This window comes from Streptomyces sp. ADI96-02 (assembly GCF_003846185.1).
GTDB lineage: Bacteria > Actinomycetota > Actinomycetes > Streptomycetales > Streptomycetaceae > Streptomyces.
In genome coordinates this window covers 5,769,802-5,783,498 of the sequence record NZ_ML123034.1, presented here as the reverse complement: position 1 = coordinate 5,783,498, position 13,697 = coordinate 5,769,802, and the positions used below count along the sequence as shown (strand labels likewise).

12 protein-coding genes are annotated in these 13,697 nt (G+C 72.8%); 5 read left to right on the top strand and 7 right to left on the bottom strand.

The window, feature by feature from the left end; genetic code table 11:
• Positions 1 to 31 precede the first annotated feature (31 nt).
• Complete coding sequence (locus EES43_RS25415) at positions 32 to 406, bottom strand: ATP-binding protein (protein WP_124272149.1); 375 nt, start codon at positions 404 to 406, stop codon at positions 32 to 34.
• A gap of 345 nt (positions 407 to 751) precedes the next feature.
• Here EES43_RS25415 and EES43_RS25410 point away from each other — a divergent pair, with 345 nt between their 5' ends.
• Entirely contained in the window at positions 752 to 1,228 is a 477-nt protein-coding gene (locus EES43_RS25410) for a guanyl-specific ribonuclease (protein ID WP_124270891.1), read from the top strand.
• A gap of 84 nt (positions 1,229 to 1,312) precedes the next feature.
• Positions 1,313 to 4,426, top strand: coding sequence for an alpha-mannosidase (locus tag EES43_RS25405; protein ID WP_124270890.1), 3,114 nt, complete (start codon positions 1,313 to 1,315; stop codon positions 4,424 to 4,426).
• Between the two features lie 64 nt (positions 4,427 to 4,490).
• On the opposite strand, the gene EES43_RS25400 is transcribed toward EES43_RS25405, so the two are convergent.
• Both EES43_RS25400 and EES43_RS25395 read right to left on the bottom strand, forming a co-directional pair.
• Positions 4,491 to 6,233 (bottom strand): pyruvate dehydrogenase, encoded by a 1,743-nt coding sequence (locus EES43_RS25400; RefSeq protein WP_124270889.1) that lies wholly within the window; start codon positions 6,231 to 6,233, stop codon positions 4,491 to 4,493.
• A gap of 112 nt (positions 6,234 to 6,345) precedes the next feature.
• Complete coding sequence (locus EES43_RS25395) at positions 6,346 to 8,097, bottom strand: protein phosphatase 2C domain-containing protein (RefSeq protein WP_124270888.1); 1,752 nt, start codon at positions 8,095 to 8,097, stop codon at positions 6,346 to 6,348.
• Between the two features lie 228 nt (positions 8,098 to 8,325).
• Between EES43_RS25395 and EES43_RS25390 the strand changes: the two genes are divergently transcribed.
• Positions 8,326 to 9,345 carry a helix-turn-helix transcriptional regulator gene (locus EES43_RS25390; RefSeq protein WP_124270887.1) on the top strand — a complete coding sequence of 340 codons (1,020 nt, stop codon included), beginning with the start codon at positions 8,326 to 8,328 and terminating at the stop codon, positions 9,343 to 9,345.
• A gap of 36 nt (positions 9,346 to 9,381) precedes the next feature.
• On the top strand, positions 9,382 to 9,864 hold the full coding sequence (locus EES43_RS25385) for a DUF456 domain-containing protein (protein ID WP_124270886.1): 483 nt from the start codon (positions 9,382 to 9,384) through the stop codon (positions 9,862 to 9,864).
• Between the two features lie 97 nt (positions 9,865 to 9,961).
• Here EES43_RS25385 and rsgA read toward each other — a convergent pair whose 3' ends face one another.
• Positions 9,962 to 11,116 carry a ribosome small subunit-dependent GTPase A gene (gene rsgA / locus EES43_RS25380; RefSeq protein WP_124270885.1) on the bottom strand — a complete coding sequence of 385 codons (1,155 nt, stop codon included), beginning with the start codon at positions 11,114 to 11,116 and terminating at the stop codon, positions 9,962 to 9,964.
• Positions 11,117 to 11,488: 372 nt separating this feature from the next.
• On the opposite strand from rsgA, the gene EES43_RS25375 reads away from it, so the two are divergent.
• Entirely contained in the window at positions 11,489 to 11,989 is a 501-nt protein-coding gene (locus tag EES43_RS25375) for a DUF5949 family protein (protein ID WP_124270884.1), read from the top strand.
• A gap of 126 nt (positions 11,990 to 12,115) precedes the next feature.
• Here the strand turns inward: EES43_RS25375 and EES43_RS25370 are convergent, their stop codons facing one another.
• The 3 genes from EES43_RS25370 to EES43_RS25360 form a co-directional block, all read right to left on the bottom strand.
• A complete protein-coding gene (locus EES43_RS25370) occupies positions 12,116 to 12,523 on the bottom strand; it encodes a rodlin (protein WP_124270883.1) in 408 nt (135 codons plus the stop codon).
• A 119-nt stretch (positions 12,524 to 12,642) separates the two neighbouring features.
• A complete protein-coding gene (locus EES43_RS25365; RefSeq protein WP_124270882.1) occupies positions 12,643 to 12,867 on the bottom strand; it encodes a hypothetical protein in 225 nt (74 codons plus the stop codon).
• Positions 12,868 to 13,119: 252 nt separating this feature from the next.
• On the bottom strand, positions 13,120 to 13,530 hold the full coding sequence (locus EES43_RS25360; RefSeq protein WP_124270881.1) for a rodlin: 411 nt from the start codon (positions 13,528 to 13,530) through the stop codon (positions 13,120 to 13,122).
• Positions 13,531 to 13,697: the final 167 nt, after the last annotated feature.

The window sequence follows — 13,697 nt, the reverse complement described above, 5'->3', positions numbered from 1 at the left end:
GGGACGAGGAGCCGCCGCGGCGGAGGGTCCGTCAGGCCCCTCCGCCGCGCAGCTCGAACCAGACCACCTTGCCCAGGACCCGCGCCTCCACCCCCCAGGCGTCGGCCAGGCTCCGCACCAGGATCAGGCCCCGTCCGTGCGTACCGTCGTCGGCGTTCGGTACGTACGGCGCGGGGAGGTCCGCCTCGAAGTCCTGGACCTCCACCCGCAGCGCGCCCGGCATCGCGGTGGCGGTGACCACGGCCCCGTGCCGGGTGTGGATCAGCGCGTTGGTGACCAGCTCGCTGAGCAGCAGCTCGGCGGCCTCGATCTGCTCGGTGCCGCAGAGGTGCCGCAGGAACTCCCGCAGCTCCCTGCGGACTTCACCGACCGCCGCCCTCTCGGTGTGGCCGACTCTCCGGCGCAACCGGACCGGCTGGTGCGCCTCGCCCGGTCTCCGGCCCCGGGGGGCGCGCCCCTCGATGACGCCGACCCTCTTCTGACGCTTCACCATTTCCCCCGCCCACACCGTGAACCGACCTCCCCTGACTCGACTGCCGTCGAACAGCTTCACGGGATGCATGCCCCTGTGCGCACACGGTCACGCTTGCCCGGCCCGGGGCGTCGGGAGCAGCACGGGGGCGCCGGGGGCGCACGGATCGACCACGGGTCACACACCTCGGACACACATGCGCTCCTCCGGTTAACTTCCTGGGAATTCCGAGGAGTTGGCGTTGACGCATCGCCTTCTACGCGCGTCATCATAAGGGCCATGCGCATCCCCCCACGGATCACCACGCTCGGCGGCTCCGTCGCCCTCCTGTCCCTCCTCCTCGCCTCCGGACCGCTCACGGCCCAGGCGGCCACCCCGGCCACCGCACCCCCGGCCCGGTCGGCGTCCTCCGTCTCCGCGCCCGCCTCCTCCCCCGCAGCCCTCTCGCCGGCCGCCCTCTCCGCCGCCGCGGTGGGCACCGTCTGCTACTCCGCCCTGCCCGCCCAGGCCCACGACACCCTCGACCTGATCGCGGCCGGCGGCCCGTACCCGTACGAACAGGACGGCACCGTCTTCCAGAACCGGGAAGGCATCCTGCCGAGCCAGGGATCGGGCTATTACCACGAGTACACGGTCGTCACCCCGGGCTCGCCCACCCGCGGCGCCCGCCGCGTCGTCACCGGTGAGCAGAGCCAGGAGGACTACTACACGGCCGACCACTACGAGTCCTTCGACCTGGTCGACCGCGACTGCTGACCCGTCCGGCAGGGGTGCCCCACGGGTCTCGGGGGAAGTGATCCGGAGCCGGACCAGCCTGGCGCCGACCCTCGAGGAGCCGTGATGCACGACGACCGCACGCTGGTGGAGGGCCGCCTCGAACGAGCCCTCCACCAGTTCATCCGCCCCGCCCGCTACGCCGCCCGCGCCCCGCTCGCCGTGTCCGTGTGGCACGTACCGGGCGAACCCGTGCCGGTCGCCGAGGCGCTGAAGGCCGCCTACGCGCCCTTCTCCGCCGGTACGGAGTGGGGAAGCCCCTGGTCCACCAGCTGGTTCCGGCTCGAAGGCGCGGTGCCACGGGAGTGGGCGGGCCGCCGGGTGGAGATGGTGGTCGACCCCGGGTTCACCGGCCAGGGGCCCGGCTTCCAGGCGGAGGGCATGCTCTACGACCGCCTGGGCGTCCCGCTCAAGGGGGTCCATCCGCGCAACCGCCACCTGCCCGTCGCCGATCCGGCCGAGGGCGGCGAACCGGTCGATGTGCTGCTGGAGGCGGCGGCCAATCCCGCCGTGCTGGAACACGGCTTCGAGCCGACCGCGCTCGGGGACGTGCTGACCGCCGGCGACCGGCCGCTGTACCGCTTCACCTCCGCCGACCTCGCGGTGCTGGACGAGGAGGTCTGGCATCTCGAACTCGACATCGAGGTGCTGTCCGAACTGATGGCGGAGCTGCCCGCCGACCGGTCGCGGCGGCACGAGATCCTGCGGGCACTCGAATCCATGCTCGACGCGCTCGACCTGCACGACGTGTCCGGGACCGCCGTCGCGGGCCGGGCCGCGCTGGCCGGTGTGCTGGCCCGCCCGGCTTCGGCGAGCGCCCACCGGATCTCGGCCGCCGCACACGCCCACATCGACTCGGCCTGGCTGTGGCCGCTGCGCGAGACCGTGCGCAAGGCGTCCCGTACGTTCGCCAACGTCACCGCGCTCGCGGAGGACTACCCGGAGCTGGTGTTCGCCTGCTCGCAGGCCCAGCAGTACGCCTGGGTGAAGGAGCACCAGCCGCACATCTGGCAGCGCATCCGGCAGGCGGTCGCGGCCGGCCGGTGGGCCCCGGTGGGCTCCATGTGGGTGGAGTCGGACGCCAACATGCCGGGCGGCGAGGCACTGGCCCGGCAACTCGTGCACGGCAAGCGCTTCTTCCGCGAGGAGCTGGGCGTCGAGACGGAGGAGATCTGGCTGCCCGACTCCTTCGGCTACACCGCCGCCTTCCCGCAGCTCGCCCGGCTGGCCGGGGTGCGGTGGTTCCTCACGCAGAAGCTGTCGTGGAACCAGCACAACAAGATGCCGCACCACACCTTCTGGTGGGAGGGCATCGACGGGACCCGGGTCTTCACGCACTTCCCGCCGGTCGACACGTACAACTCCCAGCTGCACGGCCGTGAACTGGCGCACGCCGAGCGCAACTTCGCCGACAAGGGCCGAGCCACCCGCTCGCTGGTCCCGTTCGGCTGGGGCGACGGCGGAGGCGGCCCGACCCGGGAGATGCTGGAGAAGGCCCGCCGGCTGAGGGACCTGGAGGGCTCGCCCCGGGTGGAGATCGAGAAGCCCTCGGCCTTCTTCGCGGCGGCGGAGGAGGAGTACGGACAGCAGGCTCCCGTCTGGTCGGGCGAGCTGTACCTGGAGCTGCACCGGGCCACCTACACCACCCAGGCGAAGACCAAGCAGGGCAATCGGCGCAGTGAACACCTCTTGCGGGAGGCCGAGTTGTGGTCCACCGCGGCGGCCCTGCGCTCCCCCGGCCACCGCTATCCGCACGAGCGGCTGGACCGGCTCTGGAAGACCGTGCTGCTGCACCAGTTCCACGACATCCTGCCCGGCTCGTCGATCGCCTGGGTGCACCGCGAGGCCGGCGACACCTATGAGGAGGTCCGGGCCGAGCTGGCGGACGTGGTGGCCGCGGCGGTGGCGGCTCTCGGAGCCCCGGACGGCCTGGTGGCCCTCAACGCCTCTCCGTACGGGCGCGAGCAGGTGGTCGAGCTGGACGCCGAGGCGGCCGGGGTACTGCCGTCGGGGGCGCGGACGCAGGAGCTGGGCGAGGGGCGCGTCGCCGTGTTCGCGCACAGCCCGGCACTGGGCGCGGGACTGCTCGACGGAGCGGCCCGGCCCGAGCACCCGGTCGCGGCGGAGACCGCCTCCGGCGACGGAATCGTCCTGGACAACGGGTTGTTGCGGGTGACCGTCGACCGGGACGGCCTCGTCGCGAGGGTGCGCGACCTGGTCGCCGGGCGCGAGGTGCTGGTCCCCGGCGCACGGGCCAACCTCCTGCAACTGCACCCGGACCACCCCAACCAGTGGGACGCGTGGGACATCGACGGGCACTACCGGCGCACCCGCACCGATCTCACCGGGGCGCAGGAGGTGACCCTGGTGGAGGACGGCCCGTTGCGGGCCGCCGTACGCGTGGTGCGCGTCTTCGGCAGGTCCACCGTCGTGCAGGAGCTGCGGCTCGCGGCGGGCAGCCGGCAGCTCGACATCGAGACGGAGGTGGACTGGCAGGAGTCGGAGAAGGTGCTCAAGGCCGCCTTCCCGCTCGACGTCCACGCCGAACGGTCCACCTCAGAGATCCAGTTCGGCCATGTCCACCGGCCGACGCACGACAACACCGGCTGGGACGCCGCCCGGTTCGAGATCTGCGCCCACCGCTGGCTGCGGGTCGCCGAGCCCGGATACGGCGTCGCGCTGCTCAACGACTCGACGTACGGCCACGATGTGACCAGGACCCCGCACCCGACGGGCCTGGGCACCACGGTCCGGCTGACGCTGCTGCGCGCTCCGCACAGCCCGGACCCGGACACCGACCTCGGCACGCACCGGTTCCGCTACTCCCTCGCGCCCGGGGCCGAGGTGACCGACGCGGTGCGCGAGGGGCTGGCGCTCAACCTGCCGTTGCGGGCGGCGGTGGCTCCCGCGGTGCCCTCGCTCGTGCGCACCGGCCACCCGGCGGTGACGGTCGAGTCGGTCAAGCAGGCCGACGACCGCAGCGGGGACGTGATCGTCCGCCTCTACGAATCGGCGGGCGGCCGGGCGCGGACCCGCCTCACCTCGTCCTTCCCGGCCGTCCGCGCACAGATCACCGATCTGCTGGAGCGCCCGCTGCACGAGGCCGTGACCGACGAGGACGGCGTCGTGCTGGAGCTGCGGCCGTTCCAGATCCTGACGGTGCGGCTGACCCCGGCCTGAGAGGCGTCCGGCGCCGGGCCCGGATCTCCCGGGCCCGGCGCCGGACGCGCTCAGGGGGCGGGGGTCAGGGGCGCGGCACGTTGCGGAGGTTGGAGCGGGCCATCTGGACCATCCGGCCCACTCCCCCGTCCAGCACGACCTTGCTGGCGGAGAGCGCGAAGCCGGCGACCATGTCCGCCTTGATCTTCGGCGGGATGGAGAGTGCGTTCGGGTCGGTCACCACGTCCACCAGGGCCGGGCCCTTGTGCCGGAAGGCGTCCTTGAGCGCGCTGTGGAGCTGCTTGGGCTTCTCCACTCGTACGCCGTACGCCCCGGCGGCGCGCGCGACGGCCGCGAAGTCCGGGTTCTTGTTGGTGGTGCCGTAGGCGGGCAGGCCGCCCACCATCATCTCCAACTCCACCATGCCGAGAGCTGAGTTGTTGAAGAGGACCACCTTCACCGGCAGGTCGTACTGGACCAGCGTGAGGAAGTCGCCCATCAGCATGGAGAAGCCGCCGTCGCCGGACATCGCCACGACCTGCCGGTTCAGGTCGGTGAACTGGGCTCCGATCGCCTGCGGCAGCGCGTTCGCCATCGACCCGTGAGTGAACGAACCGATCACCCGGCGCCTGCCGTTGGGCGTCAGATAGCGCGCGGCCCAGACGTTGTTCATGCCGGTGTCGACGGTGAACACGGCTTCGGGATCCGCCAGTTCGTCCAGTACGGAGGCGACGTACTCGGGGTGGATCGGAACGTGCTTCTCGACCTTGCGGGTGTACGCCTTGACGACGCCCTCCAGCGCGTCGGCGTGCTTCTTCAGCATCCGGTCGAGGAATTTCCGGTCGGTCTTGGGCTGCACCCTCGGGGTCAGGCAGCGCAGCGTCTCCCGCACGTCTCCCCACACCGCCAGGTCGAGCTTGCAGCGCCGGCCCAGGTTCTCGGGGCGCACGTCGACCTGGACGATCTTCACGTCGTCGGGCAGGAAGGCGTAGTAGGGGAAGTCGGTGCCGAGCAGGATGAGCAGGTCGCACTCGTGCGTCGCCTCGTACGCCGCGCCGTAGCCGAGCAGCCCGCTCATGCCGACGTCGTACGGGTTGTCGTACTGGATCCACTCCTTGCCGCGCAGCGCGTGCCCGACCGGGGCCTTCACCTTCTCGGCGAACTGCATGACCTCGGCGTGCGCACCCGCGGTGCCGCTGCCGCAGAACAGCGTCACCCGTCTGGCGTCGTCCACCAGCCGGCAGAACGTGTCGATCTCGTCGTCCCCGGGGCGCACGGTGGGCCGCGAGGCGACCAGCGCGTGTTCCACCGTCCGGTCCGGCGCGGGCTTGGACGCGATGTCGCCCGGCATCGTGACGACGCTGACCCCGCCCTGGCCGACCGCGCGCTGGATGGCCGTCTGGAGGAGCCGGGGCATCTGCTCCGGGTTGGAGATCATCTCGTTGTAGTGGCTGCACTCCTGGAACAGCAGCCCCGGGTGGGTCTCCTGGAAGTAGTTCAGGCCGATCTCGCCGGAGGGGATGTGCGAGGCCAGCGCCAGCACCGGCGCCATGGACCGGTGGGCGTCGTAGAGCCCGTTGATCAGGTGGAGGTTGCCCGGTCCGCAGGACCCGGCACAGGCCGCCAGGCCGCCGGTGACCTGGGCTTCCGCCCCGGCGGCGAAGGCCGCGGTCTCCTCGTGCCGGACGTGGATCCAGTCGATGGACGCGTTACGCCGGACGGCGTCCACGACGGGGTTCAGGCTGTCGCCGACGACGCCGTACAGACGTTTGACGCCCGCCCGGGCGAGAATGTCGACGAACTGCTCCGCCACGTTCTGCTTGGCCATGGCCGCGCACCCTTCCCTCGCCTGTGCTCCGTGCACTGTCGGTTGTCCGGACCTCGAAGGCCGAAACGCCGGCGGACGGCCTCCGGAGTCCATCAACACACGGGGTGCGCGGTTACGCCTCCCAGACGGCCGCGCACGTGCGGTCGTCGGCGTACCCCTTGATCCGGAGCTGCGTGTCGGCGAGGAAGGCGGGCAGGCCGGGCGGCGTCGCCGTTCCCCAGCGCCGCGCCAGCTCGGCCGGGAGTTCCGGTTCACCGCGCATCGGCTCGGCGAACCCGTTGCTGCACAGCAGCAGCGTGTCCCCCGGGCGCGCCGCCGAGGCACGGAAACGGAAGGCGCGGGCGGGCGGTGGGACGGGGCTGCCGGTGTGCGAGGGCGGGGGCGGGGCGATCTGGAGGTCCATGGTCAGCCGGTCGCCGTCGGGGCCCTCCTCGCTCATGGCCGCCGCCCGCGCCGTGCTCTCCTCCTCGGGATTCCACGGGTCCAGGTCGTGCCAGACGCCGTCGCGGAGGCGGAAGAGGCCGCCCGCGCCGACGCCGAAGAAGACCCGGGTGCGGCAGGCGGGATCGGCGGACAGCAGCAGGCAGCGCAGACCGGCGGTGTACTCGCCTGCTTCCAGGCCGAGTTCGGCGGCGCGGGCCCGCAGATTTCCGTACGTACGGTCGGTGAGGCGATGCAGTCCGGACGTGAGATCGGCCCGGCGTCCGGCCCTTATGTCCGCGGAGAGCCGCACGTGGCTGCGAGCGACGGCCCTGCCGATCCAGCGGACGGCGTCGGCCGCTGCCGGCTGGGCTCCTTCGCCGGATCGCGAACCGCCTGCCACGGCGATCAGGACCAGGGCGCTCTCGGCGGACCCGAAGCGGGCGGTGAGCAGCGCGTCGCGCCGGGGTTCGCCGCGGAAGCGGGCGGAGTCGCCACGGACGGAGGCGGCGCGCAGGGTGTACGTCCCGTACCGGGCGCCGTCCAGCACGGTGTCGGGGGCGAGTTCGTCCAGGTTCTGCGCGGTGGCGGCGGGCAGGGCGGCGGGCTCGGGGTCGTAGGTCGGCGGCCGGTCGCCGAGGTGTCCGACGACGGGCCGGGCTTCCGCCGCGGCGGGAGCCCCGTCGGCGCCGCCGGGCGGCACGGCCCCGGTCGCGGAGCGGGGGTCGGGTGGTGCGGCGGGCGCGGGGAACGTACGCGGACGGGAAGGGGCGGCGGGCGCGACCGGTGCCTCCCAGGGAGCCGGGAAGCCCGTGACGCGGGGCGGTTTCGGCGGCCGGGGCGGGGATGCCGGTGGGGCGGGGGCAGGAGGTGCCTGCGGGGGCGGCGGGGCCGGTGCGGCCTGCGGTAGCGGTGCGGCCTGCGGCGGCGGGGCGTGCGCGGGCCGGGGAGGCGCGGGCGGCGGGGCCGGTGCGGCGGGCGTCCCGGCCGTACCGGCGTCGCGCGGCTCGGGCACCACGCCCGCCGGGGCGGCGGCCTGAGGACCACGGCCCGACGGCGACCGCTCGGATCCCGTGAGCGGTTCGGATTCCGCATCCGGTTCGCGGCGGGCGTCCGGGACCGGGGCGGGCGGTGGATCCGCCCCGGGCGTCCCCGACTCACGATCCGGCCGCGGCTGCGGATTCGACTCCGTCCGCACTTCCGCCTCCGTTTCCGTTTCCGCTTCCGTCGGCGTGCGTGCCGCCGCGCGCGGCTCACGGCGCGCCTCCACGACGGTGTCACGGCGCGGGGAGACCGCCCGGCCCACCGTGTCCGACGCGGAGTCGAAGCGGTCGTCGAGGCTGTCGGCCGCCCTGCCGGGACCGGTGTCCGAGGCGGTCTCGTCGTACAGCTTCCGCCACCAGTCGTCCTCGTGGGCGGCGGGCTTCTCCCCCTGCTGACTCATGCCCCTTATTGTCCACCGCGGAGCCCGCGCGAAAACGGGACGCGCGCAAAAACCCCGCCGACCGGCTCGGTGCGGGCCGGTCGGCGCCATGGCGCGACAGTGGCAGAGGGACGGGGGGTACGGGGGATGATGTGCCCGGCGGGTTTGCGCCGTGGCCCTGTTCGCCGCGGCCACCGGTCGGAACGGGCGCCGCGATCGGCGGGCACCACATCCGAGGAGGGTCGGAACATGCTGGGGGCGATAGGTCTCGACGAGCGACAGGAAGCCGCGTACCGCGCGCTCGTCGCGGCCGGAGCGGCGGAACTCTCCGATCTGGCACACCGCCTGATGCGCCCCGAGGCGGACACCGAACGCGTGCTGCGCCGGCTGGAGCGGCAGGGGCTGGCCGCGCGGTCCTCGGCCCGGCCCGGCCGGTGGGTGGCGGCCCCGCCCGGCCTGGCGCTCGGCGCCCTGCTCATCCGGCAGCGGCACGAACTGGAGCAGGCGGAGCTGGCGTCGGCGCTGCTCGCCGCGGAGTACCGGTCGGAGGCCGGCGAGCCGGCCGTGCACGACCTGGTGGAGGTGGTGACCGGCGCGAGCGCCGTCGCGCACCGCTTCCACCAGCTCCGGCTGGGTGCGGTCACCGAGGTGTGCGCGCTGGTCACCGGGAAGCCGATCGCGGTGAGCGGGATGGAGAACGAGTCGGAGGAGCGGGCCGCCGCGCGCGGGGTGAGCCACCGGGTGGTGGTCGAGCGCGAGGTGCTCTCCCTGCCGTTCGGGATCACGGAGCTGTCGGCGGCGCTGGGCCGCGACGAGCAGTGCCGGGTGGTGGACCGGGTGCCGACGAAGCTGGTCGTCGCGGACGGGAGCCTGGCGATGGTGCCGCTGACCGGGCGCGGGGCGGAACCGGCCGCCCTGGTGGTGCACGCCAGCGGGCTCCTGGAATCGCTGACGGGCCTCTTCGAGGCGGTGTGGCGCGAGGCGGTGCCGTTGCGGCTGGGCGAGGGCGGCGCGGTCGGCGAGGACGCCGTCGGCCCCGACCCGACGGACCTGGAGGTGCTGTCCCTGCTGCTGGCCGGGCTGACCGACGCGAGCGTCGCCAAACAGCTCGACCTGGGGCTTCGGACCGTGCAGCGCCGGGTGAAGGGGCTGATGGAGCTGACCGGCGTCTCGACCCGGCTCCAGCTGGGCTGGCACGCCTACGAGCGGGGCTGGGTCGCCCGGGACACGGCCCGGCCCGCGACCGCACGGTCCGGCGGGGCGCGCTGACGGGCAGAGCGGTGCACTCTCCGGCAGGCTGGACAGATGAGTGTGTGGCAGCTCGTCGTCGTCGGCCTGGTCATGCTGCTGGGCCTGGTCGGGGTGCTGACGCCGGGGGTGCCGGGCCAGGCGATCGTCTGGGCGGCGGTGCTGTGGTGGGCCCTGACGGACGTGACGGCGACGGCGTGGGCCGTGCTGATCGGCGCGACCGTGCTCATGCTGGTGAACCAGGCGCTCAAACCGCTGCTGCCGCCGCGCCGCCCCGACGAGTCCGGCGCACCCCGGCGCACGTTGATGATCGGCGGGGTCGCCGGAATCGTGGGGTTCTTCGTGGTGCCCGTGGTGGGCGCGGTCCTCGGCTACATGGGCGCGATCTACGGGACCGAGCGGCTGCGGCTGGGCAGCGGCGGGGCGGGCTGGGCGTCGATGCGGTCGGTGATGCGGACGACCGGGTACGCGGTGCTCGTGGAGCTGTTCGCCTGCCTGCTGGTCGTCGGCGGCTGGCTCGGCGCGCTGATCTGGGCCTGACCGCCGCCTGATCCGGCCGCCCGCGCCGGGCGTCCGCGCGCCCCGGTAGCCGCCGCCCGCCGCCACCACCCGCCCCGTACCCGGTCCGGGACCGCCCCTACCGCGTCCGGCCCCGCTTGACCTCCAGCGCGGCCCGGCCCTCGGCGCCCTTGCGCTTCCAGTCCTTGCGGATCTCCGAGCGCAGCCGGGCATCCGTCCTGGCGGCGATGCGCTGGTTCTCGCGCAGGAGCTTGCGGTAGCTGTCGAAACGCCGCTCGGGCAGGCTGCCGTCCGCCAGTGCGCCCCGCACCGCGCACCCGGGCTCGGCCTCGTGGGCGCAGTCGTGGAACCGGCAGTCGGCCGCCAGCTCCTCGATCTCCGAGAAGACCTGCCCGACGCCCGCCTCCGCGTCGTACAACCCGACGCCGCGCAGTCCGGGGGTGTCGATGAGGACGCCGCCGTGCGGCAGCACGAGCAGGTTGCGGGTCGTGGTGGTGTGCCGGCCCTTGCCGTCGACGTCGCGCGCGGCCCGCACCTCCATCACGTCGAGTCCGAGCAGGGTGTTGGCCAGCGTGGACTTGCCCGCGCCGGAGACGCCGAGCAGCACGCTCGTACCGCCGGAGACGACGGCGGCGAACACGTCCAGGCCCTCGCCCGTGGTGGAGCTGACGGGCAGCACCTGGACGCCGGGGGCGACGGCTTCGACGTCCTGGACGAGATGAGACAGGGTGACGGCGTCGGGCACCAGGTCCGCCTTGGTGAGCAGCACGATCGGCTGGGGCGCCCGGTCTCCGGCCCCGAGCCCCTCGCCCAGCAGTGCGGCCCCGCTGGAGCTGGACATGGCGAGCGCGAGGAACCTCTCCAGCCGCCCGAGGTCGAGTTCGACGGCGAGCGAGACGCAGAGGGCGATGTGGTCGATGTTGGTGGCGAGCACCTGGCCCTCGGACCGCTGCGAGGAGGTCGACCGGACGAAGGCGGTGCGGCGCGGCAGCAGCGTGCGGACGAACCGCGGGTCGCCGTCCGCGTCGAGCGCCGCCCAGTCCCCGGTGCAGACGATGCGCATCGGGTCGCGCGGGACGACGAACGCGGTGTCGGCGCGGACGGTGCCGACGGCGGTGACGACGTCGCACCGACCGCGGTCGACGCGCACCACACGCCCCGGCACGAGCCCCTGCGCGGCGTACGGGGAGAAGGCCGCCGCCCAGTCGTCGTCCCAGCCGTACGGAGCGAGCGGGTGGGAGGAGGAGGAAGCCGGAGGAAACGGGAAAGACAAGGGAAACCCTTCACAGGGTGGCCCCGGCGGCGCGCGCTCGGCGCGGAGTCGTGAGAAGTGGTCAGCCGGTGGCCACGGGGATGAGAACGATGTTCTTCGGGTCGGGGGCAGCGCCCGTCGCAACGACAGTCATCAATGTCCTCACCTCCTGCTTCCTCTTGCTCGTCGGCCGCGCGCGGATCTCCGGCGCACGGAACGTCGGCCACTGTAGCCCTCCGCCCTCGGGCGGCGTCAACGGATTTTCCGGCGAGGGCCGGTGGAGGGTCCGAGCACCGGACACGTCCGCGGTTTCACCGGAGTTACCCTGTGATCTCCCTCGATCGGGTGATACGCATGCATAGCGACCGGTCCGTGGCCGTTAGGGTGCCGGACATGACCACACCTCAGACCTCGGCCGGCACCTTCACCCAGGCCCAGTTGGGCACGCAGATCCTCATCGGCTGGAGCAGCGAGCAGCCCGGTGCCGGGCACGACACCGCCTACCTCCTCGCCTACTCCCTCGGCGACGGCCAGGACGGGCCGGTGGTCGGGCAGTCCGCCATGCACGCCGCGCTGGAGCGTGCGGGCCTCCAGATCGGCGGCGCTCTTCAGGACGCGGCGGAGACCCCGGGCATCCAGGCCAAGCTGTTGGTCCAGGCGGGACAGGCCGTCCTGACGATGCCTCACCTCACCGCGCAGTACCCGGCACCCGCCGAGTGGCTGGCCGCCGCCCAGTCCCAGGGCCAGGTCTACGGCATGTTCGCCACCCGCCCGTGGCCGGAGGCCGTTCCCGGGCAGCCGGTGACCGAGGACCAGCTGCGGGCCTTCGCCGCGAACGAGGACGTCGTGCGCACCGCGGCCCACTGCCTTCTCCCGGTCCGCTCCCTGGGCTGACCCGACCGGAGCACGTCGATGCCCACCACCCCCCGTGGAGTGGTGGGCATCGACGTGTGCGCGGTGCCGCGAGGACGAGAACGGGCGGCCGGGAGACGAACTCCGGACCGCCCGCACTCGGTTGCGTCAGTTGTTGCCGGTGCCGTTGCCCGAGAGGACCGGGATGCCGTCCAGGATGTGCGACAGCGGCTCGTCGCCCTTGGCCTGGGTGGAGTTGTCGGCGCACTGCTGGTTCTGCGGGGAGGACAGGACGTCGACGTCCTGGACCGTGATCGGCACGAGGCCGATGAGCGAACCGAGGTTGGCCTTGACCGGCACACCGAGGCAGAGGTCGTTCAGCGTGCCCTGGATGAGCTGGTTCTGGGGGCTCCAGTTCCCCTCGGTCTCGGCGTTGCCGACCTCACGCTCGGCACCGTTGCCGTTGACCGTGGTGGTGCCACCGTCGTTGCCGATCGCCATGGCCGCGGGAGCCGCAGCCGCGGACAGACCGAGCAGGGACACGGCCACCGCAGCGCCGGCCATCATCTTCTTCATCAAGCTTCACCTTTCGGAACGTCCCGTTGTGGAACGAACTGATCAACCGTCGTCGAGGGCATTCGGTTGCGCAGTACCACTCAAATGGGTTCGATCCGGCGCAAGGTCGACGCCGCCGCTCATGTTCCGGCGGACTCCTGCGAGGTGCGCGCGGCGGGCACGAAGCCCGTCTCACACGGACGTACGGGCTCGTGCTCCGGTACGGGCTCGCGCGGGGCGTCCGGCCGGGGTTGGCGTCCTGCCGCCCGCCACTCGGCGAGGAGCCGGTCGAAGATCGGGGTGCCGCCGTCCGGTGCGGGCGGCACGCTGTTCCGCGGTTGCTGCTGCCTGTCGTACGGGTTCATACGACGGGCACTACCCGGTCGGACACGTTCCGTCCGCCCGTACTGCGGCATCCGGCCCAACGCCCCCACCAGGGCCGGCGGACGGCAGGGACACGGTGACGCGCACACGACGAAGGGCCAGTCCTTCCGGGCCGGCGAAGAACGGTCGCCTTGCGGAGGGACTGGCCCCACGGGTGAAGCGTGGTGGGAACGAGCGGGTCCGGGCGTCGCCGCGTCCGGTGAGCGGAGCGGCGACGACCCGGAGTCGCTCGGTCAGTTGTTGCCGGTGCCGTTGCCCGAGAGGATCGGGATGTTGTCCAGGATGTGCGACAGAGCCTCGTCGCCCTTGGCCTGGGTGGAGTTCTCGGTGCACTGCTGGTTCTGCGGGGAGGACAGGACGTTGATGTCCTGGACCGAGATCGGCACGAGGCCGATCAGCGAACCGAGGTTCGCCTTGGCCGGCAGGGCGATGCACGGCTTGTTCAGGGAGCCCTGGATGAGGGCGAACTGCGGGCTCCAGTCGCCGTGGGTGGCGGAGTTGCCGTAGACCTGCGAGGCGCCGTTGCCGTTGACCGACGTGGTGCCGCCGTCGTTGCCGATCGCCATCGCGGACGGGGCGGCGGCAGCGGAGACACCGACGACCGAGGCAGCGACAGCTGCCGAGGCCATAATCTTCTTGATCATGAAAAAGCCCTTCTGGGATGTTCTGATGCCCGCCTGTCCGGCAGCGTCTTGGTCAACCGGGCGTGGCGGGCGGTGGTTATGCTCATTCACCCGAACGATGCTTCTTCTTCCGCGTATACGCGGAGAATGCGGAACAGGCGTCGGAGAAGTGCGCATCGGTGAAGAAC

Bases quoted from the DNA above. Each gene is read 5' to 3' on its own strand.
- EES43_RS25410 (WP_124270891.1), top strand. From the start codon at position 752: ATGCGCATCCCCCCACGGATCACCACGCTCGGCGGCTCCGTCGCCCTC.
- EES43_RS25405 (WP_124270890.1), top strand. From the start codon at position 1,313: ATGCACGACGACCGCACGCTGGTGGAGGGCCGCCTCGAACGAGCCCTC.
- EES43_RS25400 (WP_124270889.1), bottom strand. From the start codon at position 6,233: ATGGCCAAGCAGAACGTGGCGGAGCAGTTCGTCGACATTCTCGCCCGG.
- EES43_RS25395 (WP_124270888.1), bottom strand. From the start codon at position 8,097: ATGAGTCAGCAGGGGGAGAAGCCCGCCGCCCACGAGGACGACTGGTGG.
- EES43_RS25390 (WP_124270887.1), top strand. From the start codon at position 8,326: ATGCTGGGGGCGATAGGTCTCGACGAGCGACAGGAAGCCGCGTACCGC.
- EES43_RS25385 (WP_124270886.1), top strand. From the start codon at position 9,382: ATGAGTGTGTGGCAGCTCGTCGTCGTCGGCCTGGTCATGCTGCTGGGC.
- EES43_RS25375 (WP_124270884.1), top strand. From the start codon at position 11,489: ATGACCACACCTCAGACCTCGGCCGGCACCTTCACCCAGGCCCAGTTG.
- EES43_RS25370 (WP_124270883.1), bottom strand. From the start codon at position 12,523: ATGAAGAAGATGATGGCCGGCGCTGCGGTGGCCGTGTCCCTGCTCGGT.
- EES43_RS25365 (WP_124270882.1), bottom strand. From the start codon at position 12,867: ATGAACCCGTACGACAGGCAGCAGCAACCGCGGAACAGCGTGCCGCCC.
- EES43_RS25360 (WP_124270881.1), bottom strand. From the start codon at position 13,530: ATGATCAAGAAGATTATGGCCTCGGCAGCTGTCGCTGCCTCGGTCGTC.